24 protein-coding genes are annotated in these 23,525 nt (G+C 64.2%); 15 read left to right on the top strand and 9 right to left on the bottom strand.

The window, feature by feature from the left end:
• Nucleotides 1–15: 15 nt before the first annotated feature.
• The 12 genes from Q0105_RS10385 (at nt 16) to Q0105_RS10330 (ending at nt 10,820) form a co-directional block, all read left to right on the top strand.
• Nucleotides 16–456 (top strand): thioesterase family protein, encoded by a 441-nt coding sequence (locus tag Q0105_RS10385; protein ID WP_298211445.1) that lies wholly within the window; start codon nt 16–18, stop codon nt 454–456.
• Nucleotides 453–1,091, top strand: coding sequence for an outer membrane lipoprotein carrier protein LolA (locus tag Q0105_RS10380; protein ID WP_298211443.1), 639 nt, complete (start codon nt 453–455; stop codon nt 1,089–1,091). The genes Q0105_RS10385 and Q0105_RS10380 overlap by 4 nt, the downstream gene beginning before the upstream one ends.
• On the top strand, nt 1,088–3,442 hold the full coding sequence (locus Q0105_RS10375) for a hypothetical protein (RefSeq protein WP_298211441.1): 2,355 nt from the start codon (nt 1,088–1,090) through the stop codon (nt 3,440–3,442). Before Q0105_RS10380 ends, Q0105_RS10375 begins: the two co-directional genes overlap by 4 nt.
• Nucleotides 3,443–3,470: 28 nt before the next feature.
• The gene (locus Q0105_RS10370; protein ID WP_298211439.1) at nt 3,471–4,736 is read left to right on the top strand and encodes an NAD(P)/FAD-dependent oxidoreductase; all 1,266 of its coding nucleotides are present in this window, start codon (nt 3,471–3,473) and stop codon (nt 4,734–4,736) included.
• Complete coding sequence (locus tag Q0105_RS10365; RefSeq protein WP_298211437.1) at nt 4,733–5,314, top strand: DUF3261 domain-containing protein; 582 nt, start codon at nt 4,733–4,735, stop codon at nt 5,312–5,314. The genes Q0105_RS10370 and Q0105_RS10365 overlap by 4 nt, the downstream gene beginning before the upstream one ends.
• Nucleotides 5,314–6,510 (top strand): beta-ketoacyl-ACP synthase, encoded by a 1,197-nt coding sequence (locus Q0105_RS10360; protein WP_298211435.1) that lies wholly within the window; start codon nt 5,314–5,316, stop codon nt 6,508–6,510. Before Q0105_RS10365 ends, Q0105_RS10360 begins: the two co-directional genes overlap by 1 nt.
• Complete coding sequence (locus Q0105_RS10355) at nt 6,510–6,998, top strand: hotdog family protein (protein WP_298211433.1); 489 nt, start codon at nt 6,510–6,512, stop codon at nt 6,996–6,998. The genes Q0105_RS10360 and Q0105_RS10355 overlap by 1 nt, the downstream gene beginning before the upstream one ends.
• Nucleotides 6,999–7,061: 63 nt before the next feature.
• The gene (gene fabG, locus Q0105_RS10350) at nt 7,062–7,829 is read left to right on the top strand and encodes a 3-oxoacyl-ACP reductase FabG (RefSeq protein WP_298211431.1); all 768 of its coding nucleotides are present in this window, start codon (nt 7,062–7,064) and stop codon (nt 7,827–7,829) included.
• Nucleotides 7,826–9,079, top strand: coding sequence for a beta-ketoacyl-ACP synthase (locus Q0105_RS10345; protein WP_298211429.1), 1,254 nt, complete (start codon nt 7,826–7,828; stop codon nt 9,077–9,079). Before fabG ends, Q0105_RS10345 begins: the two co-directional genes overlap by 4 nt.
• Before the next feature lie 3 nt (nt 9,080–9,082).
• Nucleotides 9,083–9,490: a hypothetical protein gene (locus tag Q0105_RS10340; RefSeq protein ID WP_298211427.1), complete on the top strand. Its 408-nt coding sequence runs from the start codon at nt 9,083–9,085 to the stop codon at nt 9,488–9,490.
• Between the two features lie 80 nt (nt 9,491–9,570).
• Entirely contained in the window at nt 9,571–10,017 is a 447-nt protein-coding gene (locus tag Q0105_RS10335; RefSeq protein ID WP_298211425.1) for an excinuclease ATPase subunit, read from the top strand.
• Nucleotides 10,018–10,355: 338 nt separating this feature from the next.
• Nucleotides 10,356–10,820, top strand: a complete 465-nt coding sequence (locus tag Q0105_RS10330) for a 4'-phosphopantetheinyl transferase superfamily protein (protein WP_298211423.1) — start codon at nt 10,356–10,358, stop codon at nt 10,818–10,820.
• A 3-nt stretch (nt 10,821–10,823) separates the two neighbouring features.
• Here the strand turns inward: Q0105_RS10330 and Q0105_RS10325 are convergent, their stop codons facing one another.
• The 3 genes from Q0105_RS10325 to Q0105_RS10315 are packed head-to-tail and all read right to left on the bottom strand — an operon-like array spanning nt 10,824 to nt 13,181.
• Nucleotides 10,824–11,297, bottom strand: a complete 474-nt coding sequence (locus Q0105_RS10325; RefSeq protein WP_298211421.1) for a GNAT family N-acetyltransferase — start codon at nt 11,295–11,297, stop codon at nt 10,824–10,826.
• A complete protein-coding gene (locus tag Q0105_RS10320; RefSeq protein ID WP_298211419.1) occupies nt 11,294–12,736 on the bottom strand; it encodes an FAD-binding oxidoreductase in 1,443 nt (480 codons plus the stop codon). Before Q0105_RS10320 ends, Q0105_RS10325 begins: the two co-directional genes overlap by 4 nt.
• A gap of 19 nt (nt 12,737–12,755) precedes the next feature.
• Nucleotides 12,756–13,181, bottom strand: coding sequence for a DUF2069 domain-containing protein (locus Q0105_RS10315; protein WP_298211417.1), 426 nt, complete (start codon nt 13,179–13,181; stop codon nt 12,756–12,758).
• 286 nt (nt 13,182–13,467) lie between these two features.
• Between Q0105_RS10315 and Q0105_RS10310 the strand changes: the two genes are divergently transcribed.
• The gene (locus tag Q0105_RS10310) at nt 13,468–14,736 is read left to right on the top strand and encodes a YihY family inner membrane protein (protein WP_298211414.1); all 1,269 of its coding nucleotides are present in this window, start codon (nt 13,468–13,470) and stop codon (nt 14,734–14,736) included.
• An 83-nt stretch (nt 14,737–14,819) separates the two neighbouring features.
• Here the strand turns inward: Q0105_RS10310 and Q0105_RS10305 are convergent, their stop codons facing one another.
• From Q0105_RS10305 to Q0105_RS10295, 3 genes are all read right to left on the bottom strand, one after another.
• Entirely contained in the window at nt 14,820–15,167 is a 348-nt protein-coding gene (locus Q0105_RS10305) for an Mpo1-like protein (RefSeq protein ID WP_298211412.1), read from the bottom strand.
• A 151-nt stretch (nt 15,168–15,318) separates the two neighbouring features.
• Complete coding sequence (locus Q0105_RS10300) at nt 15,319–16,137, bottom strand: alpha/beta hydrolase (protein WP_298211410.1); 819 nt, start codon at nt 16,135–16,137, stop codon at nt 15,319–15,321.
• Between the two features lie 2 nt (nt 16,138–16,139).
• Entirely contained in the window at nt 16,140–17,450 is a 1,311-nt protein-coding gene (locus Q0105_RS10295; protein WP_298211408.1) for an O-acetylhomoserine aminocarboxypropyltransferase, read from the bottom strand.
• A 156-nt stretch (nt 17,451–17,606) separates the two neighbouring features.
• On the opposite strand from Q0105_RS10295, the gene Q0105_RS10290 reads away from it, so the two are divergent.
• On the top strand, nt 17,607–18,056 hold the full coding sequence (locus tag Q0105_RS10290) for a CBS domain-containing protein (RefSeq protein ID WP_298211406.1): 450 nt from the start codon (nt 17,607–17,609) through the stop codon (nt 18,054–18,056).
• A 45-nt stretch (nt 18,057–18,101) separates the two neighbouring features.
• Here the strand turns inward: Q0105_RS10290 and Q0105_RS10285 are convergent, their stop codons facing one another.
• The gene (locus Q0105_RS10285) at nt 18,102–20,327 is read right to left on the bottom strand and encodes an EAL domain-containing protein (protein WP_298211404.1); all 2,226 of its coding nucleotides are present in this window, start codon (nt 20,325–20,327) and stop codon (nt 18,102–18,104) included.
• Nucleotides 20,328–20,513: 186 nt separating this feature from the next.
• Here Q0105_RS10285 and aroC point away from each other — a divergent pair, with 186 nt between their 5' ends.
• Nucleotides 20,514–21,611, top strand: a complete 1,098-nt coding sequence (aroC, locus tag Q0105_RS10280) for a chorismate synthase (protein ID WP_298211402.1) — start codon at nt 20,514–20,516, stop codon at nt 21,609–21,611.
• Nucleotides 21,612–21,796: 185 nt separating this feature from the next.
• On the opposite strand, the gene nrdR is transcribed toward aroC, so the two are convergent.
• Nucleotides 21,797–22,246, bottom strand: coding sequence for a transcriptional regulator NrdR (gene nrdR / locus Q0105_RS10275; protein WP_298211400.1), 450 nt, complete (start codon nt 22,244–22,246; stop codon nt 21,797–21,799).
• Between the two features lie 18 nt (nt 22,247–22,264).
• Complete coding sequence (gene glyA / locus Q0105_RS10270) at nt 22,265–23,509, bottom strand: serine hydroxymethyltransferase (RefSeq protein ID WP_298211398.1); 1,245 nt, start codon at nt 23,507–23,509, stop codon at nt 22,265–22,267.
• Between the last annotated feature and the right edge of the window lie 16 nt (nt 23,510–23,525).

Here is a 23,525-nt window from a genome sequence, read left to right as displayed (position 1 = left end):
CCTGGAGGCTATCGCATGCCTACTGAGAAAGAGCTGACCTCGCGCGAGCGGCTCAGCCATGAGATCGAAATCACGCCTGCGTTCTACGACATTGATGTGATGGAGATCGTTTATCACGGCCATTACGTGCGATTTCTCGAGCTGGCGCGCAGCGCGTTGCTCGCCAAATTCGACTACGACTACCCGCGCATGCGCGACTCTGGCTACGCCTGGCCTGTGGTGGACATGCGCCTGAAGTACGTGCGCCCGGCCACTTTTGGCCAGGTGCTCAAGGTGCGCGCCACCATCACCGAGTGGGAGAACCGCTTGCGCATCGACTACCTGCTCAGCGATGCAGCCACAGGGCAGAAGGTCAACAGTGCTCACACCATCCAGGTAGCGGTGGACATGGCAACACGTGCCATGTGTTTCGTCTGTCCACCGGTGTTGTGGGAGCGGCTGGGGGTGGCACCATGAACTTCGCCCGATGGATGAGGATGTTTGCCTTGGCGTTGTGTGCCCTGTTCACGTCGGTAGCAGTCCAGGCTACGGAGCCCGCCACACAGGAATTGCTCGCCCAGGTGCGCCAACGCGTACAGGATGCGCCCGTGGTGCGTGGCGGCTTTGAGCAACTCAAAACCGTCAAGGGTTTCAAACAGCCTCTTCGCTCGGGCGGTGACTTCATCGTGGCGCGCGGCAAGGGCATTGTGTGGCATGTGCTGCGGCCATTTGAGTCGGTGCTGGTGGTCAAGCCCGACAGCCTGCAGTCGCGCGGCAGCGACGGCAAGGTCACCATGCAGATGCGCGCGCAGGATGAGCCCGTGCTGCGCACCGTCAACGCCATGTTGTTTGCCGTGATGTCAGCCAACCTGGTCGAATTGGCACAGCACTTCGAGGTCACAGGGCAGGTGGTGGCCAAGGGTTGGTCGCTGCACCTGGTGCCGCGCGACCCCATGCTGGCCCAGTGGCTCAGCGCCGTGGATCTGCAGGGCAACCAGTTTGTGCAGGAGGTCAAACTGCAGGAGGCGCGCGGCGATAGCAGCGTGATACGCATCCTCGCACCGGTGGCCGAGAACGTCTTGCGCTCCCAGGACGCGGCGCAGTTCGAATGACGCCCCACCCCCCATCCACGAACGACGCGCCGCCCGGCTGGTTCTGGCGCACCGCTGCGCTAGTCTGGCTGCTGGTGCTCGTCGCCGTGGGCGTACACCAGTGGCAGTTCTGGAAACACGATGGCATTGATACCGACGTGATGGCCTTGTTGCCTGTGAACGAGCAAGCGCCCGATGTGGTTCTGGCCACAGAGCAACTGGTGGCGCAGATGTCGCGACAGGTGGTGGTGCTTGTGGGAACGGGAGAGTGGGAGCATTCGCGAGCGGCAGCGCAGGTGTTCCGCCAAGACCTGGCCGCGCGGGTTGGCACGCGCTTGCGCGAGGATGCTATTGCGCAAAAGACCTCCATGCAGGCCGCGCTCGCCTTCTACCAACCCTGGCGCGAGCGCCTGCTCACGCCGGAGCAGCGTGCACTACTGGCGGGTGCGCCTGACGCTGCCTTGGTGCAGAAAGCGTTGCAGGATTTGTACCAGCCCGCCGTGCAGGCCCGCCTGTCTGATTGGGTGAGCGACCCGTTGGGCCTGTGGGCGCAGTGGTGGACAGCGCGTGGTGCGCAAAGCCAGGCCCGCCCGCGCGATGGCGAGCTGTGGGTGGCGGCCGATGGCCTGCAATGGGCTGTGCTGCAGTTCACTCTGGAGGGCTCGGCCTTTCGCCTCTCGGGTGAGCCGGTGTTGGGCAACGCTCTGCAGGGTGCGCTGGCCGATGTGCAGATGAAGTGGCCCGGCGCCCGCATGGTGGTGGCCGGCGTGCCTCTGCATGCCGAGGCGGCAGCGGTGCAGGCCAACTGGGAGATCAATACCATCGGCTGGGGCTCGCTCGCTGGCGTGCTGTTGCTGGCCTGGTTGGCTTTTCGGTCGCTGCGACCGGTGGCGCTGGTGGGTGTGTCGCTGCTGGTCGGCTGCGCGGTGGCGCTGTCGGTCACGGCGCTGCTTTTTGAGCAAGTCCACCTGTTGACCCTGGTGTTCGGCGCCAGTCTGGTGGGTGTGGCCGAAGACTATGGCATCCACTACTTCGCCAGCCGCCAGGGCGCGCCTGGGCGCACACCGCATGGGCTGATGCGCGGGCTGATGCCCGCGTTGTGGCTGGCGCTGGGGACCAGCGCGATTGCCTACCTGGCGCTGGGCGCTGCGGCCTTTCCGGGCTTACGGCAGATGGCAGTGTTCTCTGTGGTAGGCCTTATGGCTGCTTTGCTCACCGTGGTCTGCTGGTTCCCTTGGTTGGATCGCGGCACCATGCCACACAGCCGCGTGGCGCAGCGCATTGGTCAAACCCTTGCGGCCTGGCCGCGCTGGCGCCATGCGCTTCCTGGTTCGGTGGCTGTGTGTATGGCACTCGTATTGTTGTTGTGGCTGCTCGGCGGCCTGCGCGCGCAGGACGATGTGCGCCAACTGCAGAACGCATCCCCATCGCTCGTGGCCCAGCAGCGCCAGGTGGGCGAAATCCTGGGCCTGCATAGCCCCGCCCAGTTCTACCTGGTGCAGGGGCAGGCGCCCGAGCAGGTGCTGCAGCGCGAAGAAGAGCTCAAGGGCCGGCTGGATGTGTTGGTGGCGCGCCAGGTGCTGGTGGGCTACAGCGGCGTGTCGGATTGGGTGCCCTCGGCCCAGCGCCAAGACAGCGATGCGCAGTTGGTCGCTCGTGCCACCGAGGCCGTTTTCAAGGGCATCAACGCCGAGCTGGGCGAAAGCTTTGCGTACACAAGCACACCCTCGCTCGCCCCACTCACGGTGCAGACCTGGCTGGCGCAGCCTATCTCGGCCGCCGCGCGGCCGCTGTGGCTGGGCGAGCGTGACGGAACTTACCGTAGCCTGGTGGTGCTGCGCGGCGTGAAGGACGTGAATTCGCTGCCTGCACTGGCGGGTGCCGCGCAGGGACTGGCGGGCGTGACCTGGGTGGACAAGCCAGCCGAGATCTCCGGTCTGCTGCAGCGCTACCGGATTTCAATGACCGAGCTGTTGCTGCTGGGTCACGCGTTGGTGCTGGCTGCCTTGTGGCTGCGATTTGGCCGCAAGGCCTGGCGTGCCTGGATGCCCACCGTGCTGGCCAGCCTGGTGGTGGTGGGTGCACTCACGGCCTTTGGCGCGCCCTGGCAACTGTTCAATGTGCTGGCGCTCATGCTGCTGCTGGGCGTAGGCATCGACTACGGTATCTTTCTGCAAGAGCATGAAGACGACCCCCATGCTTGGCTGGCGGTGGTGATCGGCGCGGGCAGCACCTGGCTGTCGTTTGGGTTATTGGGGCTGTCTGAGACCCCGGCGCTCAAGGCCTTTGGTCTCACGCTGATGCTGGGCCTGCCACTGGTGCTGGTGCTGGCGCCGCTTTTTCGCGGCCAGGTGGGCAGCGTGCGTGAATAACAAGGAACATTGATTGATGCAACATCGAATGGAACAGACCGAAGTGCTGATTGTCGGCGCGGGCCCCTCGGGTGCCGTGGCTGCCGGTCTGCTGCGCCAGCAGGGCCGCCAGGTCCTGATCCTGGAGAAAGAGACCTTCCCTCGTTTTTCGATCGGCGAGAGCCTGCTGCCCCAAAGCATGGCCTACATCGAAGAGGCCGGCATGCTGCAAGACGTGGTGGAGGCAGGTTTTCAGTACAAGAATGGCGCGGCTTTTGCCAAGGGCGATCTGCGCACGGACTTTGACTTTCGCGACAAGTTCTCGTGTGGCTGGGGCACTACCTACCAGGTGCAGCGCGGCCACTTTGACAAGGTGCTGGCTGACGCCGCCGAGAAGGCCGGAGCCGAGATTCGCTATGGCCACAGCGTGACTGCGGTGGACGTGTCGGGCGACCAGCCACAGGTGACCGCGCGCTCGCCCCAGGGCGAGGAATACAGGGTGCAGGCGCGCTTTCTGCTTGACGCGAGCGGTTTTGCGCGCACCTTGCCGCGCCTGCTACAACTGGAGCGTCCGTCGGATTTTCCTGTGCGTGGTGCGCTGTTCACTCACATCGAGGACGGCATTGCGCACGGTGACATGGACCGCAGCAAGATCCTGATTTCAGTGCACCCCGTGCACCACGATGTGTGGTTCTGGACCATCCCCTTTTCTGATGGCCGCTGTTCGCAGGGCGTGGTGGCCACACCTGATTTTCTGGCGCGGTACGAGGGCAGCGAGGTCGAGCGCTTGCGCGCCATCATCGCCGAAACCCCGAGCCTGGCCCATGTGCTGCGCCATGCGAAATGGGACACGCCGGGCCGCTCCATCACGGGCTATTCGGCCAACGTGACTTCGCTATGGGGCAAGGGCTTTGCATTGCTAGGCAACGCGGGTGAGTTTTTGGACCCGGTGTTCTCCAGCGGCGTCACTATCGCTGTCACCTCGGCAAGTTTGGCCGCACGTTGCATCGCCCGCACCTGGCGTGGCGAGGAAGTAGATTGGCAGCAGGACTATGCCGTGCCGCTGCAGGCGGGCGTGAACACCTTTCGTGCTTTCGTGAAGGGCTGGTACGACGGAGGCTTTCAGGACGTGATTTTTCACGATCAGCACAGCCCTGAGATCCGCCGCATGATTTCCTCCATCCTGGCTGGCTACGCATGGGATAGCAAGAACCCCTACGTCGCAGAGCCGCAGCGCCGACTGCAGGTGCTGGGCGAATTGTGTCGGCTGCAGCAACAGCAAGCGACACCACAACCAGGAGTTGTACCCGCATGAGCTTCGTCACGCCACGCGGCTGGGCAGCCGCACTGTTGGCGCTGCTGGTCGCCGGGTGTGCTTCGCCTCCCGCTCCTGATGCCGCGCGCAGCCCTTTGCTGGCCCTTCCTCCCTCGGCCCTGGGCTGCGAAGTCGCTGTGCAGCAGCGCCTCACGGTAGAGCAGCCCGGAAAGCCCGCGCAGCAATTGGAAGCCCTGCTGGAGGTGGACACCCAGGCCGTGCGCCTGGCATTTTTTGTGATGGGGCAGGGCATGGGCACCATGGTGTGGGATGGCCGCAAGTGGGACAAACAGCTCTCGCGCCACTGGCCTGCGCAACTGGCACCCGAGCAAGTGCTGAGCGACCTGCAGCTGGCTTTCTGGCCTTTGCAGGTAGTTCAACAGGGCATGCAGGCGCCGTGGCAGGTCGAGGCATCTGAGGTGGGGCGCCGCCTGCTGCGCGATGGCGCAGAGCATGTGCGCGTGCAGTTCATTGGCAACTCAGCCGTTGAGATCATCTACCCCTCCGGGCCTTTCTCCCTGCGCGTTGAGTCGCCCGGTGGTTCTCGACTGTGCGCTTTGGTGCAGAAGCCGTTGTGATGGCTCGTTCGCATGTCTTCCTGAACGCCGCATCGGCCTACAGCGCGCTGGGGTTGGATGCGGCAGCTATGCGCGCGAATCTCTTCGCTGCCACGGATCCAGGCACCTTGCAGTGGACAGACCGTTACTCCCGCGGCCGTACTTTGCCCCTGGGCTGTCTGCCCGAGGCGGCAGCGTTGCCTGACCTGGCTTTTGCCCCGCAGCACCAGCGTTCACGCAACAACGCCATGGCTTGGGGCGCTGCGCTGGCGTTGCAGGGCTTGATCCGTCAGGCGATTGATCAGTGGGGTCCGACGCGCGTGGCGCTGGTGGTGGGCACCAGCACGGGCGGCATGGACGAAGGCGAGGCGGCAGCCCGCCATCTGCACTGTGAAGGCCGATTTCCGCAGGGCTTTGCATACGCTGTGCAGGAGATGGGCAATGTGGCTGAATTCCTTGCGCAACACTTGGGTGTGCGTGGGCCTGCACACACCATCTCCACCGCCTGCTCTTCGGGCGCCAAAGCATTGGCTTCGGCGGCGCGGTTGCTGCAGTCCGGTATGGCGGATGTGGTGGTGGCTGGCGGCGTAGATGCGTTGGGCAGTTTCACCGTGGGTGGTTTCAGCGCGTTGGAGGCCGTATCTGCCGAGCGCTGCAATCCGTTGTCGGTGCACCGCAAAGGTATCAACCTGGGCGAGGCGGCTGCGTTTTTCGTGCTGAGCCGCGAGTCCGGCCCCGTGCGCCTGGCGGGCTGGGGCGAATCGCAGGATGCACACCATATGTCCGCGCCCGACCCCACGGGCCAGGGCGCGGTGGCCGCCATGCAGCAGGCGCTGGCACGTGCGGGCATGGCGCCTTCTGCGGTGGACTACGTCAACCTGCACGGAACGGCAACGCCACACAACGACGCCATGGAAAGCCGAGCGGTACAGACTGTTTTGGGCAACGGCGTCGCGGTAAGCTCCACCAAGCCGCTCACGGGCCATACCCTGGCGGCCGCTGGCGCGCTCGAGGCTGCGGTGGCCTGGCATGTGCTGCAGGACAACCCCGAAGGGGTCTTGCCCGTGCATTGGTGGGATGGTGCGGCTGATCCGGCCATGCCGACCCTGGCTGCTGTGGCGCCCGGCGCACGGCTTGGACGCGCCGCCCGTGCCGTGATGAGCAATTCCTTTGCCTTTGGCGGCAGCAACTGCAGCTTGCTGTTGGAGGCTGCCTGATGAGTGACGACAACCTGATGAGCAGTGAACTCCTTCCCATAGAGAACTATGTGCCTCATCGCGGCGCCATGCTGCTGCTGGACCGTTTGCTGGCTTCCGACGACGAAACGGCCGTGGCCGAGGTCACGGTGCCGCGTGATGGTTTGTTCCTGCACGATGCAGGCATGCCGTCCTGGGTAGGGATGGAATACATGGCGCAGACGGTGGCGGCATGGGCTGGTTGGCGCGCGCGGCAAAAGGGGCGGGAGGTTCAGATCGGCTTTTTGCTTGGATCGCGCAAGTACGAGACGGCGCAGGCCTTCTTTGCACCAGGCTCGCGACTCACCGTGAGCGTGCGCTGCGAACTGCTGGGCGACAACGGCCTGGGCATGTTCGATTGCCGCATCGATGCCGAAGGAGGCAAGGCGATAGCAACCGCGCGCATCTCCGTTTTTGAACCGGGAGACGGCAGCGCCTATATTTCCCCAACTCCCGCAGTGGGCCCGTGAGCAGGCTAACCCAGCCATGGCCAAGCCGGATACACAACAGACAACAGGCAATCGATACCGAGAATGAATGAGCTGACGAAGAAAACGACCACACCGCCGCCTGCGGCCTCCACCGTTCTGGTGACCGGCTCCAGTCGGGGCATAGGCCGGGCCGTTGCGCTGCGCTTGGCCAGGGAGGGCCACGATATCGTGGTGCATTGCAGGAGCAGCATGGAGCAAGCGCTGAGCGCCGTGGCCGAGATACAGGCCCTGGGCCGTAGCGCGCGCGTGCTGCAGTTCGACGTGGCTGACCGCGCCGCCTGCGCCGCTGCGCTGGAGGCTGACATGGAAACCCATGGCGCCTACTACGGCGTGGTGTGCAATGCCGGCATCGCCATGGACAACGCCTTCCCCGCCATGACCGGCGAGGAGTGGGACCGTGTGGTGCACACCAACCTTGACGCGTTCTACAACGTGCTGCACCCCGTCGTCATGCCGATGGTGCGCCGACGCAAGGCTGGGCGCATCGTCACACTGGCATCGGTCTCGGCGCTCATGGGCAATCGTGGGCAGGCCAACTACAGCGCGGCCAAGGCCGGAGTGATCGCAGCGACCAAGTCGCTGGCGATCGAGCTGGCCAAGCGCGACATCACCGTCAATTGTGTGGCGCCGGGCCTGATCGACACGGAAATGGTCAGCGAAGAAGTGCTGGAACAAGCGCTCGCGATGATTCCCATGCGTCGCATGGGCACGGTGGACGAGGTGGCTGGCGTGGTTGCCTTCCTCATGGGCCCGGAGGCGTCGTACATCACGCGCCAGGTCATCTCGGTCAATGGGGGGATGGTCGGATGAGCAATTCACCAACAAGCAACAAGCGCCGAGTGGTTGTCACGGGCATCGGCGCGCTCAGCCCGCTGGGCAACGACTGGGCCGCCGTGCGCAGCCAATTGCTAAGTGGCCGCAATGTGATCCGCGTGATGCACGAGTGGGCGGACTACGAAGGCCTGAGCACCCAACTGGGCTGCACCGTGGCGCCCTTTGAGCTGCCAGCACACTACAACCGAAAGACCATGCGCAGCATGGGCCGCGTGGCACTGATGGCCACGCGTGCTACCGAGATTGCGCTGGAAAATGCGGGTCTGCTGGGCGACCCCTTCGTCAAGAGCGGGCAGATGGGCGTCTCATACGGTTCCTCGGCTGGTACGCCGGCCGCCATTGGTGATTTCGGCCGCATGATGGCCGAGAAGAGCACCGAGGGCATCAACGCCAACACCTACATCAAGATGATGTCGCACACGGCTGCGGTGAACATGGGCGTTTTCTTCGGCACTACGGGCCGCATCATTCCCACGTCGAGCGCTTGCACCTCCGGCAGCCAGGGTCTGGGCTATGCCTATGAGGCCATCCAGAGCGGCAAGCAACTGGCCATGCTGGCCGGTGGTGCTGAAGAACTCGATGCCACGCAGGCGGCAGTGTTCGACACCCTGTTTGCCACCAGCACCAAGAACGATACGCCGGGGCTCACCCCTCGGCCCTTTGACGCGAACCGCGATGGCCTGGTTTTGGGCGAGGGGGCCTGCACCTTCGTGCTTGAAGAGCTTGAACATGCCAAGGCGCGTGGCGCGCAGATTCTGGGCGAGATCATCGGTTTTGCCACCAACTCCGACGGCACCCACGTCACCCACCCCAACCCTGCCACCATGGCCCAGGCCATGCGCATGGCGCTGGCTGATGCAGGCCTTTCTCCCAAGGACATTGGCTATGTCAATGCTCACGGCACGGCCACGGACCAAGGCGATATCGCCGAAAGCAATGCCACGCATTCGGTGTTCGGCAATACGGTGCCTGTGAGCACGCTCAAGGGCTACATGGGCCACACCCTGGGTGCTTGCGGCGCGCTGGAGGCCTGGATGACGCTACAGATGATGCGCGAAGGTTGGTTCGCGCAAAACGCCAACCTCACCGAACCCGACCCGCGTTGTGGCGCGGTGGACTTCATCATGGGCGAGGCGCGCACGCTACAGACGGACGTGGTGATGAGCAACAATTTTGCGTTCGGCGGCATCAATACATCCTTGATTTTTAAACGTTGGAGTGAATAGAAAATGAAAATTCAGAAAACAATGGGTTGGAGCGGAGCGTTGGTGCTGGCGCTCGCTTTGCACAGCGGCGCAGCTATCGCCCGCACGGCAGATTTGTATGACGCACCCAAGGTGCTGTCCGTATCCGCTACCCCGCTCGACGCGCGGCAGGTGCGTGATCGCATCGTGGCTGGCGGCCAGTCGCAGGGCTGGGCGGTCACCCGCGAGGAGCCAGGCCTGGTGGAACTCAGCTACGACAAGCAGGGCAAGCACCAGGCGGCAGTGGTCGTGCGCTACGACCCGTCGGGCTACAAGATCGACTATCTGAGCAGCTTCAACCTGAACTATGCGGAGCAAGACGGGGTTCGCAAGATTCACCCTAACTACAACCGTTGGATTCAGAATCTCATCAAGCGCATCGGGCCGGTCTGAAGCCAAGAAAAGGCGAAATGAAACGGAATCCACAACCGCTCTCGTCTGTGAGAGCCATCGGACGACCATTTATGAAGAGAATGAAACCATGGGCCCTGGCACTGACCGTGCTGGCGGCTGCAAACCTGGCACATGTGGCACATGCGCGCGACAAGGTGCAATTGGAACCGCTGGAAGAGGCCGTGCGTATGGGGCTCGAGCAGGGCAAGCTCGATGGCAGCGTCAAGTTCTATCTCTCGGGTGCACCGACGCCGGAGTTGGTAACGCCTCATTTGGGTGAGGAGCACGTCAACCGCCGCACCACCTCGGGTGGCAAGACGCCCGTGTTCGCATGCCACTGGGCGGCGTTGTCGGGCCTGATCACCTTGCAGGAAAACGCCAAGAAGCTGGGCGCCAATGCCGTGGTGGATCTGCACAGCTTTTACAAAGAAAAGACCTTCAAGGACCCGGTCAACTTTGAATGTTATGCAGGCGGTTTCCTGACCGGCGTGACGCTGAAGGGTACCTACGCGCGCACGGCGCCGTGAACACCCCATTGGTAGCTGAGCCAAGGGCTGCAGCTGCCACTGCTACGCCTGCAGTCCCTCTCCGTTTCTTGCTGGCTGCGCAGCCGCGCATGTGGGAACATGCGCAACTGCTGGCGCCGGGGTGGCTCACGCAGAGTGAGCAGTCCCGATTGAGCGGCATGCGCAAATCGTCCAGACACCAGGAGTTTGTAGCTTGCAGGTATGCCCTGCGCCAGCTACTGGCCACAGTACACGGTATCCATGCGGAGCACTGGAGACTGGACGGACAAGAGGGCTGCCCCCCAACGCTGAGCGTGAGCCATCATGGGGCGGAAGCCGCCGCATCCACCCACCTTTCCTTGTCCCATAGCGGTGCTTATCTGGCCTGCGCTACGGGGCCTCAGCCGGTGGGGATTGATTTGGAGGTAAGGGACGTTCGCGTGGTGAAGCGCGATGTGTTGGCACTGGCTGCTATGGCCTGCTCAGACTGGGAAATGCGGCAATTGCGGACTATTGACTGTGAGCGGTCTCGGTATCGGCTCTTTTTGCAGTGGTGGAGCTTGAAGGAGGCTTACTTTAAGTGCCTTGGCACTGGGGTGAACTTCGCCTCCATACGCGGCATTGAATGCCGCCAAGCCGACCATGGCGAGGGCCACGCTTTGGCGCAGGCCAGATCATGGAGAGGAAAAACAGCGGCTGATCACGCGGTGCTGCTTTCTGTCTGCGTTCTTGACGGTGCTGTGCCGCCTGACGCGCTTCATGTCGATGCGGATATCGAATGGGAAGAAGAGGGCGGCTGGAGCTTGGTCGCAGTGCCACCATAGCGCTTACAACTCCTGCGAATACACGATAAAGCCATGGTTTTTTGCCAGTTTGTCGTACAGCAGGCGTCCGGCAGCATTGGTCTCGTGCGTCTGCCAGTACACGCGTGAAGACCCAGCGGCGCGGGCCGCGCCGTACACGCCGTTGATGAGTGCGCGCCCCACGCCTCGGCCCCGCGCAGACTCGCGCGTGAACAGGTCGCTGAGGTAACACACGGGCTCGATGCGCGTCATGCTGCGGTGAAAGACGCAGTGCGCGAGGCCCTGCAGCTCGCCGGTGGCAGTGTCCTGCGCCACCAGGCAGAAAACGGGCTCCGCAGGGTCGTGAAACCGCTGCCAGGTGGTTTCGGTGATGTGCTTGGGCAGCGCTGTGGCGCCAAAGCGACCATAGAAAGCGTTATAGCCATCCCAAAGCGGACGCCAGGCGGCCAGATCCTGCGGTGTGGCGGAGCGGATGGTGATGGGTGCAGGGGCAGTCATCTTGCTTGCTCCTGCATCTGAACTTCTTGAAGCACCCGCCCAGGGTTCATGATGCCCTGCGGGTCCAGTGCCTGCTTGATGGCACGCATCATGGAGAGCGCCACGGGCGACTGGTATTTTTCGAGCTTGTCGGCTTTGAGCTCGCCAATGCCGTGCTCGGCCGAGAATGAGCCGCCGAACGCGGCCACGGCTTCATAGACCAGGTGGTTGACGTGCGCCTCGTGCTCGCGCAGGAAGGCCTTGGCGTCGCCTTCGGCCGGTGCTTGCACGTTGTAGTGCAGGTTGCCGTCGCCCAGGTGGCCGAAGTTCACAAGGCGCACGCCGGGGATTTCGCGCTGCAGCACGGCATCGGTGTGCACGACGAAGGCGGGGATGCGCGAGGTCGGCACCGAGATGTCGTGCTTGATGTTCAGCCCTTCTTCGGCCTGCGCGAGCGGAATGCTTTCGCGGATGTGCCAGAGCTGGTGTGCCTGCGTGAGGTTTTCGGCCACGACGGCGTCGGTCACGCAGCCCATCTCGAATGCGGTCTCCAGCAGTGCCTCGAAACGCGCGCGGGCATGCTCCTCGGATTCGCTGTCGGAGTTTTCGAGCAGCACACACCAGGGCGCGCTCTCATCGCCCAAAAACGGCACGCGCAGTTGCGGCATGTGTTTGCCCACCAGGCTCAGCGCAAACTGGCCCATCACCTCAAAACCCGTGAGACCCGCGCCCAGTTGCTTGTGCGCCAGGCCCAGCAGAGCCACGGCATGTTCCATCGACGGCACGGCTGCCCAGGCGGTGAGGCGGGCGGCGGGCTGGGGGTAGAGCTTCATCGTCGCGGCGGTGATGATGCCCAGCGTGCCTTCGCTGCCGATGAACAGGTCGCGCAGGTCGTAGCCGGTGTTGTCCTTGCGCAGGCCCTTGAGGCCGTCCCACACCTCGCCTTGGGGGGTGACGACCTCCAGGCCCAGACACAGCTCGCGCGCATTGCCATAGCGCACCACCTGCGTGCCGCCGGCGTTTGTGCCCAGATTGCCGCCGATGGTGCAACTGCCTTCGGCCGCGAGCGACAGCGGGAACAGCACGCCCGCGTTCTGCGCCACTTCCTGCAGGTTCTGCAGGATGCAGCCCGCCTCCACCGTCATGGTGAGGTTGTCGGTGTCCACGCTGCGCACCGCGTTCATGCGCGTGAGGCTGAGCACCACCTGCGTGCCCGAGCCGTCGGGCGTAGAGCCCACGGCCAGGCCGGTGTTGCCGCCCTGCGGCACGATGGCGGTGCCCGCAGCCGCGCAGGCTTTGACCACGGCAGCCACCTCCTGCGTGTTTGCTGGGCGCACCACGGCCAGGGCCTTGCCGCGCACGCGGCGGCGCCAGTCTTGCTCCCAGGCGGTGAGGTCGCCCTCGGTGATCACGTGGCTGGGGCCGACGAGGGTTCGCAAGGTGTCAAGTAGAGTGGTCACGGCGAGGGCTTTCTTCAATTCAATGGACTGGGTTGGCCGCTGCAGCAGCCGCTTTGGCATTGCGCTGGCGCAGCCGCACATGCAGCGTGCAGGCCGTAAACAGCACCAGGCACAGGGCCACTTCGCCCCAGGCCAGCCACTGGGAGGGAGGCTTGTCGCCCCAGCCCCGCACCACGCCTTCGATGAAATACAGCCAGATCACCAGGCTGACCCAGCGATAGGTGTACATGCGGTTCTTGAGGATGCCCGCCAGCGGGATGCACAAAGGCAGGGCCTTGACGGCCAGCCAGGAGCCGCCGGGCCGCACGGGGGCCAGCACCAGCTCCCACGCAAGGCACAGAACAATCAGCGCCAGCAGGCTGCCGGTGGCCAGCCAGCGTGTGGCTGCAACACCGTGGTCGAAAGTTTGGGGGCGGGCGTCGGGGGAGGCGGGGGCAGAGGTCATTGGGGTGGCATCATATCGGCCATGCCTTTTTCCCTAGAGCGTGCTATGCACTTTTACGTATCCACGTTGGGCCAAAAGGCCTGTGATCGCAAGGCGCAGGCCGCCGCCAAGGCCGGGGCCTTGGCAAGGGCTGCAACGCCGCGAGCGCTGGTCTTTTGGCCCAACCCTTCGGGAACGCCGGGGAAAGGCCCGGCCACGTTGTTGCAGAACGCTTGCGGTATCCATACCGCAGCGCGTCCTGCGCCTAGTTGCCGGGCCTTTCCCCGACTTTCGTGGGTACGTAAAAGTGCATAGTACGCTCCAGACAGTAGCGTCCCGTATTGAGGCGCTGGTGACCGAGCTGTCGCACTTTCCGTGGGCTACCACGGCCCAGACGCTGCGCGAGCGTTTCCGTGCGGACCACTTGGGGCTCACGGCCAGCAGCCTGACCTTTACCACCATCTTGGCGTTGGTGCCGTTCTTCACCGTGGCGTTGGCGGTGTTCACGGCTTTCCCCATCTTCGGCAAGCTGCAGGATGCGCTGCAGGGCTGGCTGGTGAGCAGCCTGGTGCCCGACAGCATTGCGCGCCAAGTGCTGGGCTATCTGAACCAGTTTGCCTCCAAAGCCAGCGGCCTGGGGGTGGCGGGCTTTTCCATCTTGCTGGCCACGGCGCTGGCACTGATTCTCACCATCGACCGCACGCTCAACGATATCTGGCGCGTGCAGCGCCTGCGCCCGTTGGGGCAGCGGGTGCTGATCTACTGGGCGGCCATCACGCTGGGCCCGCTGCTCATGGGGGCCAGCCTGGCGATCACGTCGTATGTGTTGTCAGCCTCGGGAGGGCTAGTCAAGCGCCTGCCCGATGGCGTGCAGTTGCTGTTCGACTCCATCCAGTTCGTGGTGCTGGCAGGCGGCATGGCGGCGCTCTACCACTACGTGCCCAACACGCCGGTCAAGTGGCGCCACGCCTGGACGGGTGGGTTGTTTGTGGCGGTGTGTATCGAGCTGGCCAAGAAAGTGCTGGCGCTGTACCTGGGCAAGGTGCCAACCTACTCGGTGGTGTACGGCGCGTTCGCCACGCTGCCGATCTTGCTGGTGTGGATTTACGTGGCCTGGGTCATCGTGCTGCTGGGGGCGGTGGTCACGGCCTACCTGCCCAGCCTGCTGGCGGGTGTGGCACGGCGCGGCAACGTGCCGGGCTGGACCTTTCAGCTTGCCATCGAGGTGGTGCAGCGCCTGCACCGCGCGCGCAGCCTGCCCATGAAAGGGCTGCGTCGCAGCCAGTTGGCGCAACTGCTGCGGGTGGATGTGCTGCAGCTCGAACCCGTGCTGGAGGCGCTCACGGAGCTTGATTGGGTGGGGGAGGTGGCAGAGGCAGCCACCCATCCGGACGCCGCCGATGTGCCCGAGCCCCGCTGCGTGCTGCTGGCTGACCCCGCCAGCACGTGGCTGGCACCGCTGGTTCAAAAGCTGCTGCTGGAGCGAGCGCCGAGCCTGGAGCCTCTGTGGGACCGTTCAAGCCTGCAGGCCTTGCATCTGGCCGACGTATTGGACGACGGTGGGCCTGGGCTTTGAGCAATTGATGGTGTTGGGTTTGCTATAAAATTTATAGCTTCTCGCGCTTATTCTTAAAGCGCTAGCAGTCATTTTTACTTGAATCAGAACGGCACCTTGCCCGTCCAGATGTCCTTGTACATCACCCAGTCGCCCATGAAGCTGTAGAGCGGCCGCTTGAAGCTGGCGGGTTTGTTCTTCTCGAAGCCGAAGTGCCCGACCCAGGCAAAGCCGTAGCCGCACAGCAGACCGTACAGCAGGTACTGCGGCTTGCCCGTGGCCACCAGCATGGCCAGGCAGACCAGGCTGAGCGTGGAGCCTGCGAAATGCAGGCGTCTGCAGGTGCGATTGCTGTGTTCGCTCAGGTAGAAGGGGTAGAACTCTGCAAAGCTCTTGAAGGCGCGCGGGTCGGCGCCTGGGGTGGGTTGCGGGGTGGCAGTCTGGCTTGTCATGGCGTTGATGTCTCCTGGCGGCGGCCTGCGGTGCTGTTGTTATACGCCGCAGCTTCCTGGGGCACCAGCGGGGGAACGCCGGTGCGCTGTCGCCAATGGGTCTTCGGGCTGCGAAACCCGGCGCACCTGCCAGTGCGCCGGGTTTCGCCTCTCAGCGTGCCAGAAAGCCGTGGATGGCGGCGAGCGTTTCCTCGGGTGCCTCGGTCATCTGGTTGTGCCCGACGGGCAGGCTGGCGACCTGCACCGTGCGGCCTGCGGCCCGTGCCGCACTGATCAGGCCCTGTGCGGCCTTGGGTGCGGTCATCTGGTCCTGTGCGCCCAGCGCAAACAGCACCGAGCAGGTGAGTTGTGCCATGGCCGCTTCGCCGCCTGCATAGCTGTCGCAGGCCACAAAACCCCGGTGGAATACATTGACGGTCGGGTTGCTGCGCAGCACCCTGCGCCCGAGCGCCATGCCCGCGCCAAATACCCAGGTACCTGGCCCCAGGGCCGATGGCGGCGCGGCCAGCGTGCTGCGCGAAAACACGTTGACCATGCGCATGGCCTTTTCGGGATCGTTCAGCGAGGCCTCGATGAGCGCGGGCGACACCTTCATGGGAAACGCCGTGCCCACCAGCACTAGGTGGCTGATACGGTCCTTGAGCCGCGCGGCGGCCTCCATGGCGATGAGTGAGCCCCAGCTGTGGCCCACCAGCGCCGCGCGCTGCACGCCCGCTGCGTCGAGCAGGGCACCGATGAAGTCGGCTGCCTGCTCCACCGATGCGGGCGCTTCGCCGCCGCTCTTGCAGTGGCCGGGCAGGTCGATGGCCAACACGTTCCAGCCGTGGTTGGCCATGTAGCGGCTTTGCAGAGCCCACACGCTGTGGTCGTTGAGCACGCCGTGGATGAAGACGACGGTGGGCTTGGCCACATCGAACGCCTTGCCGCCGGTGTAGGCATAGATGGCAGCGTCGTTGACTTGGATGAACATGGTCAGGCCCCCGCTTTCTCGGCGGCTTTGAGCGCGCGCTTGAGGTCGTCGATCAGGTCGTCGGCATCTTCCAGGCCGATGGACAGACGGATCGTGCCCTGCGTGATGCCCGCGTTGGCGAGCGCCTCGTCGGTCATGCGAAAGTGTGTGGTGCTGGCCGGGTGGATCACCAGGCTGCGGCAGTCGCCCACGTTGGCCAGGTGGCTGAAGACCTTGAGGGTCTCGATGAACTTCTTGCCCTGCTCGCGGTTGCCCTTGAGGTCGAAGCTGAACACCGAGCCCGCGCCGCGTGGCAGCAGCTTTTGCGCGAGGGCGTGGCTCCCGTGCGACGCCAGCATGGGGTGGCCCACTCGGGATACAAAGGATTGCGCCGCCAGAAATTCGACCACCTTCTCGGTGTTGCGCATGTGCTGCTGCATGCGCAGCGGCAGGGTCTCGACGCCTTGCAGGATGAGCCAGGCTGTGTGTGGGCTCATGCAGGCGCCGAAGTCGCGCAGGCCCTCGCGGCGCGCGCGCAGCAAAAAGGCGCCCACGGTGCTCTCTTCGGTGAACACCATGTTGTGAAAGCCGTCGTAGGGTGCGGTCAGCTCGGCAAATTTGCCAGCGGATTTCGGCCCGTCCCAGTCAAAGCTGCCGCCGTCCACCACGATGCCCCCCACCACGGTGCCGTGGCCCGAGAGAAACTTGGTAGCCGAGTGATAGACCAAATCGGCGCCATGCTCGAACGGCTTGATGAGCCAGGGCGAGGTGAGGGTGGAGTCCACCAGCAGTGGCACACCAGCCTCGTGGGCTATTGAAGACACGGTGGGGATGTCCAGCACATCCAGGCCGGGGTTGCCCACGGTTTCGCCAAAAAACAGCTTGGTGTTGGGGCGCACGGCAGCGCGCCAGCCATCGATGTCGCCGGGTTTGACGAAAGTGGTTTCGATGCCAAAACGCGAGAGCGTGTAGTGCAGCAGGTTCTGTGAGCCGCCATACAGCGCCGTGCTGGCCACAATGTGGCTGCCCGCGCCCATCAGCGTGGCGATGGCCAGGTGCAATGCGGCCTGGCCGCTGGCCGTGGCAATGGCGCCCACGCCGCCTTCCAGCGCTGCAACGCGCTGCTCCAGCACCGCGTTGGTGGGGTTGCTGATGCGGCTGTACACGTGCCCGCCGCGCTCCAGGTTGAACAAAGCGGCCGCATGGTCGCTCGATTCAAAGACGAACGAAGTGGTCAGGTGGATGGGCACGGCGCGCGCGCCGGTGGCGGGGTCGGGGCTTGCGCCTGCGTGCAGGGCCAGCGTGTCAAAGCCGGGGTCGGAGTAACCGGGCATCTGTGTGTCTCCCAAGTTGTCAATGCAGGCGGGCATTGTGGGCTATATTTGCTGGCAATCTGCCCGTGGCGCCAAGTGCCTGCTGCGCGCTTCGGCCATTTTCATCCCTCTCTTTCTTTTTCCTCCCGCTTACCGCCCTCCCGGAGACCCAGCACCATGAAAGTCAGCGACATCCTTCGCGTCAAAGGCAACACGCTCTACACCGCCTCGCCGGACGAGCCGCTGGCCAGGGCCGTGGGCCTGATGGCGGAGCGCGACATTGGCTCCCTGGTGGTGATGGAGCACGGCGATCTGGTGGGCATGCTCACTTTCCGCGAGGTGATCCAGGCTGTGGTGAAGAACGGCGGCAGCGTGGGCACGATGCAGGTGCGTACGGCCATGGACGATGCGCCTTTGACCTGCACGCTTGAAACCGACATGGACGAGGTGCGCCGTATGATGCTGGACCGCCACGCGCGCTACATGCCCGTGATGGACCGCCGGATGCTGATGGGCGTGATCAGCTTCTACGACGTGGCGAAGGCCGTGGTGGACAGCCAGAACTTCGAGAACAAGATGCTCAAGGCCTACATCCGTGACTGGCCCGAGGACGATCCTCGCGGCTGATTCCCGTTTCTCAGAACGTGTCCCGCTCGGGCACGCTGAATTCGTTCACGCCTTCTGGGCGCACAGCCAGGCCTCGATCTCATCTGGCGGCAGTGGTTTACCAAACAAATAGCCCTGCATGACCGGGCATCCATGGGCCTGTAGCCACTGCTGTTGGCCCGTGGTTTCCACGCCTTCGGCCACCACCACCATGCCCAGGCTGTGGGCAATGCTGAGCACCGACACCGTGAGGGCGCGTGCCGTGGGGCTGGTGGTGAGGTCCCGCACAAAGGCCATGTCCAGCTTGAGCTCGCTGATGGGCAGACGGTGCAGATAGCTCAGGCTCGAATAGCCGGTGCCAAAGTCATCCAGCGACAGCTTGAAACCCCGTGTGTGCAGTGTGTTGATGTTGGTCAAGGTTATGGGCCGAACGTCCATCATCACGCTTTCGGTGATCTCCAGCAGCAAATCGCTGGTGCGCAGACCGTGGCGCGTCAGGGCGTCACCGATCTCCTGGGCGAACTCGGGCCTGTGAAAGCTGCGGCCCGATAGATTGACGGCGACGCAGGGCACACTGTGGCCAGCGGCACGCCATGCGGCGAGTTGCCTGCAGGCTTCGTCCAGCAGCCACAGGGTCAGGCCGTGGATCAACCCCGTCTCTTCGGCCACGGGGATGAATTGCGAAGGCGGCACCATGCCCCAACTGGGGTGGTTCCAGCGTGCCAGGGCTTCCACGCCATGCATGGTGCCGGGCGAGCTGCTGAGCACCTGGGGCTGGTAGTGCAGGGTGAGGCCGCGCTCTGCCAGGGCCTGCTGCAAGGCGCGCTCCAGCGATGCGCGGTCTTGCGCGCGGCGGTTCATCTCGGGGCTGAACAACTGCAGGCTGTGCCGGTGGTCGCTCTTGGCCTGGTGCATGGCCTGGTCGGCGTGGCGCAGCAGGGTGTCGATGGTGTCTCCATCGTCCGGAAACATGGCAATGCCGATGCTGGCATGGGGCTGGTTGATCTGCCCGTCGATGTTAAGGGGCTGGACAATCGTCTCCAGCATGCGGTGGGCCATTTGCACGGCCTGCTCGGTGGAGCACTCGGACAGCAGCAGCACGAACTCGTCGCCTGACAGCCTGCCGATCAGGTCGCGTGCACGCAGGCATTGCGTCAGCCGCGTTGCCACCTCACACAGCAGCGCATCGCCCGCCGCATGGCCCTGGGTGTCGTTCACCTGCTTGAAACGGTCCAGGTTCACGAACAGCAGGGCGCCGGAGTGCGCGTCGTGCCGCAGGCTAACCAGCGCGCGCTCCGCACTGCTGCGGAACAGGGCGCGGTTGGGCAACCCCGTCAGCGCATCAAAAAAAGCCAATTGATGGATGCGCTGCTGCGCGTTGTCCCGCTCGATCGCAAGGGCGCATAGCTGCAAGCACACATCCACCAGACGCCGGTGCAGTATGTCGGGTTCTCGCGCTTCGCGAAAATACAAAGCAAACGTACCCACTGGCTTGCCCTGGTGGTTGCGGATGGGGCTGGACCAGCAGGCCCGCAGGCCGATGGGCGTGAACAGCGTATGAAAGTCGGTCCACAAAGGGTCCGTGGTGATGTCGGTGACGGCCACAGATTCGTTCAGATAGGCTGCCGTGCCGCAAGAGCCCGCACGCGGACCAATGGGTTGTCCGTCAATGGCGTTGCAGATATCGAGGGGCAGCCCAGGTGCTGCCAAAGGGCGCAGCTTGCCTTGTGCATCCACGGCGAGAATGGACACGGTCACTTCGGGCGCAATGCGTTCGATCTCGCGGCACACCAGCGCCATCAGATCGCGCAAGGGGGGATCGCTGACCATGCCCTCCAGCACCCGTGTCTGCAACACCTCGTGCATCTTGGTCAGCGTGATGTCCGTCAAGACGGTAATGCTGCCGCCGGGGCCTCCCGATGCATCGGTGGATGCATTGATCATCATCGACACCCAGCGCGGTTGCCCGGTCTTGCTGTACAGCAGTGTTTCGATGTGGAACCGGCCGTGTGTGGCGACGTTGTCGCGGATGCTGGCAAGCAGGGAAGGGTCGGAGTGTGGCCCCAGCAGTATTTGGCTGAGGAGCTTTCCGGCAATCTCGTCCGGCTCAAAACCAAAGAGGCGCGTGAACCCCTGGTTGATGTACACCACGCGCCGAGCGCTGTTGGTCATCACAATCGCGTTGTCGCTGGCATCCAGCGCCCTGCGAAGGGGCGCATCCGGCAACGCTGAGGGGGGTTGCGCAGCGTTGGGAGAGGACGAGCCGGGAGTTGGCGGTGCGGTGGTGGGCATGAACATCCCAAAAATTGTTGACTGATCCTAGCAAGCGTGTCAGGCGATGCCAAGCGTGGCATGCCCTGTATTTCCGGTTTGTGTCACTCATTCCTCACACGGTGACAGTCTTATTGCTGATGCTGCGTCGCAGCATGATCCTTGGGCGGCGCTATGGCATCTTCGGCTCTGGGATAATCCGGCGTCATGAGCGGCAATACCTTTGGCACCCTATTCGCAGTCACCAACTTCGGTGAATCCCACGGCCCGGCCATTGGCTGCGTGATCGACGGTTGCCCGCCCGGCATGCCGCTGGCCGAGGCCGACATCCAGGCCGACCTCGACCGGCGCCGCCCCGGCACCAGCCGCCACGTCACGCAACGCAACGAGCCCGACGCGGTGGAGATACTCTCCGGCGTGTACGAGGGCAAGACCACAGGCACGCCCATCGCGCTGCTGATCGGCAACACCGATCAGCGTAGCAAGGACTACAGCAACATCGCCGAGAGCTTCCGCCCTGGCCATGCCGACTACACCTACTGGCACAAGTACGGCATCCGTGACCCGCGCGGCGGCGGCCGCTCGTCGGCCCGCCTGACCGCGCCGACGGTGGCGGCCGGGGCCGTGGCCAAGAAGTGGCTGGCGCAGCAGTACGGCGCCCAGTTTCGCGCTTGCATGACGCAGCTCGGTGAGCTGGCCATCCCGTTCGAGAGCTGGGACCATGTGCGCGGCAACCCGTTCTTTGCCCCCGTGGCCGACGTGCAGCAATACGAGGATTACATGGATGCCCTGCGCAAGGCCGGGGATTCGTGCGGCGCCCGCATTCGCGTGCAGGCCACCGGCGTGCCGGTAGGGCTGGGCGAGCCGCTGTACGACAAGTTAGATGCCGATATCGCCCACGCCATGATGGGCCTGAACGCGGTGAAGGGCGTGGAGATTGGCGCCGGCTTTGCCAGCGTGGCTCACCGGGGCACGATGCACGGCGACTCGATGACGCCGCAAGGCTTTCGCACCAACAACGCCGGTGGCGTGCTGGGCGGCATCAGCACCGGGCAGGACTTGGAAGTGAGCATTGCGATCAAGCCCACCAGCTCCATCATCAGCCCGCGCGAGTCGATCGATGTGCATGGCAACAGCACCGAGGTCATCACCAAGGGCCGCCACGACCCCTGCGTGGGCATCCGCGCCGCGCCCATCGCCGAGGCGCTGCTGGCGCTGGTGGTGATGGACCACGCCCTGCGCCACCGCGCCCAGTGCGGCGATGTGGTGCCGCCGGTGCCGCCTATCCAGGCATCGTTTCTGTAGTGCGGCGCTGGGGCGGTGTCATCCGCCCTGTGCCCGACGGCCGCGCCATGGGCGGGCGCCAGCCGCTTGCTCAATCACATTGTGGTATTAGTTTGCTATATTTTTTATAGCTTAATGTGCAATGTGGATAAGCGCTAGGTGCCTAAAAGACTACGAGTGAGGTGCAGGAGCGATGGGGCGCGCGCTTACTTGCGCACTTCATCGACCATGGCACGGAAGTCGTCGATGTCTTCAAAGCTGCGGTACACGCTGGCAAAGCGGATGTAGGCCACCTTGTCGAGCTTCTTGAGCTCGCGCATCACCAGCTCGCCGATGCGGCTGGAGATCACTTCGCGCTGGCCCAGGTTGAGCAGTTTTTCCTCGATGCGCTCAATGGCGCTGTCGATCTGGACGGTACTCACGGGGCGCTTGCGCAGCGCCAGGTTGAACGACGCGAGCAGCTTGCCGCGGTCGTACTCGATGCGGCGGCCGTCCTTCTTCACGATGGCCGGGAAGTTAACTTCCGGCCGCTCGTAGGTGGTAAAGCGCTTGTCGCACGCGCCGCACTGGCGGCGGCGGCGAATGAAGACCGCATCCTCAGACACCCGCGTCTCGACGACTTGCGTCTCGAGGTGGCTGCAGAAGGGGCACTTCATGGGCGCTTGTGACCGGGCTTAACGGTACACGGGGAAGCGGGCGGTCAGCGCATTGACCTTGGCCCGCACGGCGGCGATGTTGGCCTCGTCGCGGGGGTTGTCCAGCACGTCGGCGATCAGGTTGGCCGTGATGCGGGCTTCCTCTTCCTTGAACCCGCGCGTGGTCATGGCGGGGGTGCCAATGCGCACGCCGCTGGTCACCATCGGCTTTTCAGGGTCGTTGGGAATCGCGTTCTTGTTGATGGTCATGTGAGCGGCGCCCAGCACGGCCTCGGCTTCCTTGCCGGTGATGCCCTTGGCGCGCAGGTCGACCAGCATCACGTGGCTTTGTGTGCCGCCCGACACGATGCGCAGGCCGCGTGCGGTCAGCGTCTCGGCCACCACCTTGGCGTTCTTGGCCACTTGTTCCTGGTAGGTCTTGAACTCGGGCTGCAGCGCCTCCTTGAAGGCCACGGCCTTGGCCGCGATCACATGCATCAGCGGGCCGCCCTGCAGGCCGGGGAAGATGGCGCTGTTGATGGCCTTTTCGTGCTGGGCCTTCATCAGGATGATGCCGCCGCGCGGGCCGCGCAGGCTCTTGTGCGTGGTGGAGGTGACCACATCGGCGTGGGGCACGGGGTTGGGGTACACGCCAGCGGCAATCAGGCCCGCGTAGTGGGCCATGTCCACCATGAAGATCGCGCCCACGTCCTTGGCCACCTTGGCAAAGCGAGCGAAGTCGATGTGCAGACTGTAGGCCGAGGCTCCGGCGATGATCAACTTGGGCTTGGTCTCGTGCGCCTTCTTCTCCATGGCGTCGTAGTCCAGCGCTTCATTGGCATCCAGACCGTAGGAAACCACGTTGAACCACTTGCCCGACATGTTCAGCGGCATGCCGTGGGTAAGGTGGCCGCCTTCGGCCAGGCTCATGCCCATGATGGTGTCGCCAGGCTTGAGGAAGGCCAGGAACACGGCTTCGTTGGCCGATGCGCCGCAGTGGGGCTGCACGTTGGCGGCCTCGGCACCGAAGATTTGCTTGACGCGGTCGATGGCCAGTTGCTCGGCCACGTCCACATGCTCGCAGCCACCGTAGTAGCGCTTGCCTGGGTAGCCTTCGGCGTACTTGTTGGTCAGTTGGGTGCCCTGCGCCCACATCACGGCGGGGGAGGCGTAGTTCTCGCTGGCGATCAGCTCGATGTGATGCTCTTGCCGGGCATTTTCAGCCTGGATAGCGGCAAACAGCTCGGGGTCGGTTTGTTCGACGAGGATATTGCGGTCGTACATGATGTTGGCAGTCCTA

The sequence above is a fragment of the Acidovorax sp. genome, assembly GCF_027492855.1.
Taxonomy (GTDB): Bacteria; Pseudomonadota; Gammaproteobacteria; order Burkholderiales; family Burkholderiaceae_C; genus Acidovorax.
The sequence above is the reverse complement of the archived record's forward strand: the minus strand, read 5'-3'. Positions and strand labels throughout refer to the sequence as shown.

What these genes read in the sequence shown, in the direction of transcription:
- Q0105_RS10385 (WP_298211445.1), top strand. Translation starts at nt 16, where the DNA reads ATGCCTACTGAGAAAGAGCTGACCTCGCGCGAGCGGCTCAGCCATGAG.
- Q0105_RS10380 (WP_298211443.1), top strand. Translation starts at nt 453, where the DNA reads ATGAACTTCGCCCGATGGATGAGGATGTTTGCCTTGGCGTTGTGTGCC.
- Q0105_RS10375 (WP_298211441.1), top strand. Translation starts at nt 1,088, where the DNA reads ATGACGCCCCACCCCCCATCCACGAACGACGCGCCGCCCGGCTGGTTC.
- Q0105_RS10370 (WP_298211439.1), top strand. Translation starts at nt 3,471, where the DNA reads ATGGAACAGACCGAAGTGCTGATTGTCGGCGCGGGCCCCTCGGGTGCC.
- Q0105_RS10365 (WP_298211437.1), top strand. Translation starts at nt 4,733, where the DNA reads ATGAGCTTCGTCACGCCACGCGGCTGGGCAGCCGCACTGTTGGCGCTG.
- Q0105_RS10360 (WP_298211435.1), top strand. Translation starts at nt 5,314, where the DNA reads ATGGCTCGTTCGCATGTCTTCCTGAACGCCGCATCGGCCTACAGCGCG.
- Q0105_RS10355 (WP_298211433.1), top strand. Translation starts at nt 6,510, where the DNA reads ATGAGTGACGACAACCTGATGAGCAGTGAACTCCTTCCCATAGAGAAC.
- fabG (WP_298211431.1), top strand. Translation starts at nt 7,062, where the DNA reads ATGAATGAGCTGACGAAGAAAACGACCACACCGCCGCCTGCGGCCTCC.
- Q0105_RS10345 (WP_298211429.1), top strand. Translation starts at nt 7,826, where the DNA reads ATGAGCAATTCACCAACAAGCAACAAGCGCCGAGTGGTTGTCACGGGC.
- Q0105_RS10340 (WP_298211427.1), top strand. Translation starts at nt 9,083, where the DNA reads ATGAAAATTCAGAAAACAATGGGTTGGAGCGGAGCGTTGGTGCTGGCG.
- Q0105_RS10335 (WP_298211425.1), top strand. Translation starts at nt 9,571, where the DNA reads ATGAAACCATGGGCCCTGGCACTGACCGTGCTGGCGGCTGCAAACCTG.
- Q0105_RS10325 (WP_298211421.1), bottom strand. Translation starts at nt 11,297, where the DNA reads ATGACTGCCCCTGCACCCATCACCATCCGCTCCGCCACACCGCAGGAT.
- Q0105_RS10315 (WP_298211417.1), bottom strand. Translation starts at nt 13,181, where the DNA reads ATGACCTCTGCCCCCGCCTCCCCCGACGCCCGCCCCCAAACTTTCGAC.
- Q0105_RS10305 (WP_298211412.1), bottom strand. Translation starts at nt 15,167, where the DNA reads ATGACAAGCCAGACTGCCACCCCGCAACCCACCCCAGGCGCCGACCCG.
- Q0105_RS10300 (WP_298211410.1), bottom strand. Translation starts at nt 16,137, where the DNA reads ATGTTCATCCAAGTCAACGACGCTGCCATCTATGCCTACACCGGCGGC.
- Q0105_RS10295 (WP_298211408.1), bottom strand. Translation starts at nt 17,450, where the DNA reads ATGCCCGGTTACTCCGACCCCGGCTTTGACACGCTGGCCCTGCACGCA.
- Q0105_RS10290 (WP_298211406.1), top strand. Translation starts at nt 17,607, where the DNA reads ATGAAAGTCAGCGACATCCTTCGCGTCAAAGGCAACACGCTCTACACC.
- Q0105_RS10285 (WP_298211404.1), bottom strand. Translation starts at nt 20,327, where the DNA reads ATGCCCACCACCGCACCGCCAACTCCCGGCTCGTCCTCTCCCAACGCT.
- aroC (WP_298211402.1), top strand. Translation starts at nt 20,514, where the DNA reads ATGAGCGGCAATACCTTTGGCACCCTATTCGCAGTCACCAACTTCGGT.
- nrdR (WP_298211400.1), bottom strand. Translation starts at nt 22,246, where the DNA reads ATGAAGTGCCCCTTCTGCAGCCACCTCGAGACGCAAGTCGTCGAGACG.
- glyA (WP_298211398.1), bottom strand. Translation starts at nt 23,509, where the DNA reads ATGTACGACCGCAATATCCTCGTCGAACAAACCGACCCCGAGCTGTTT.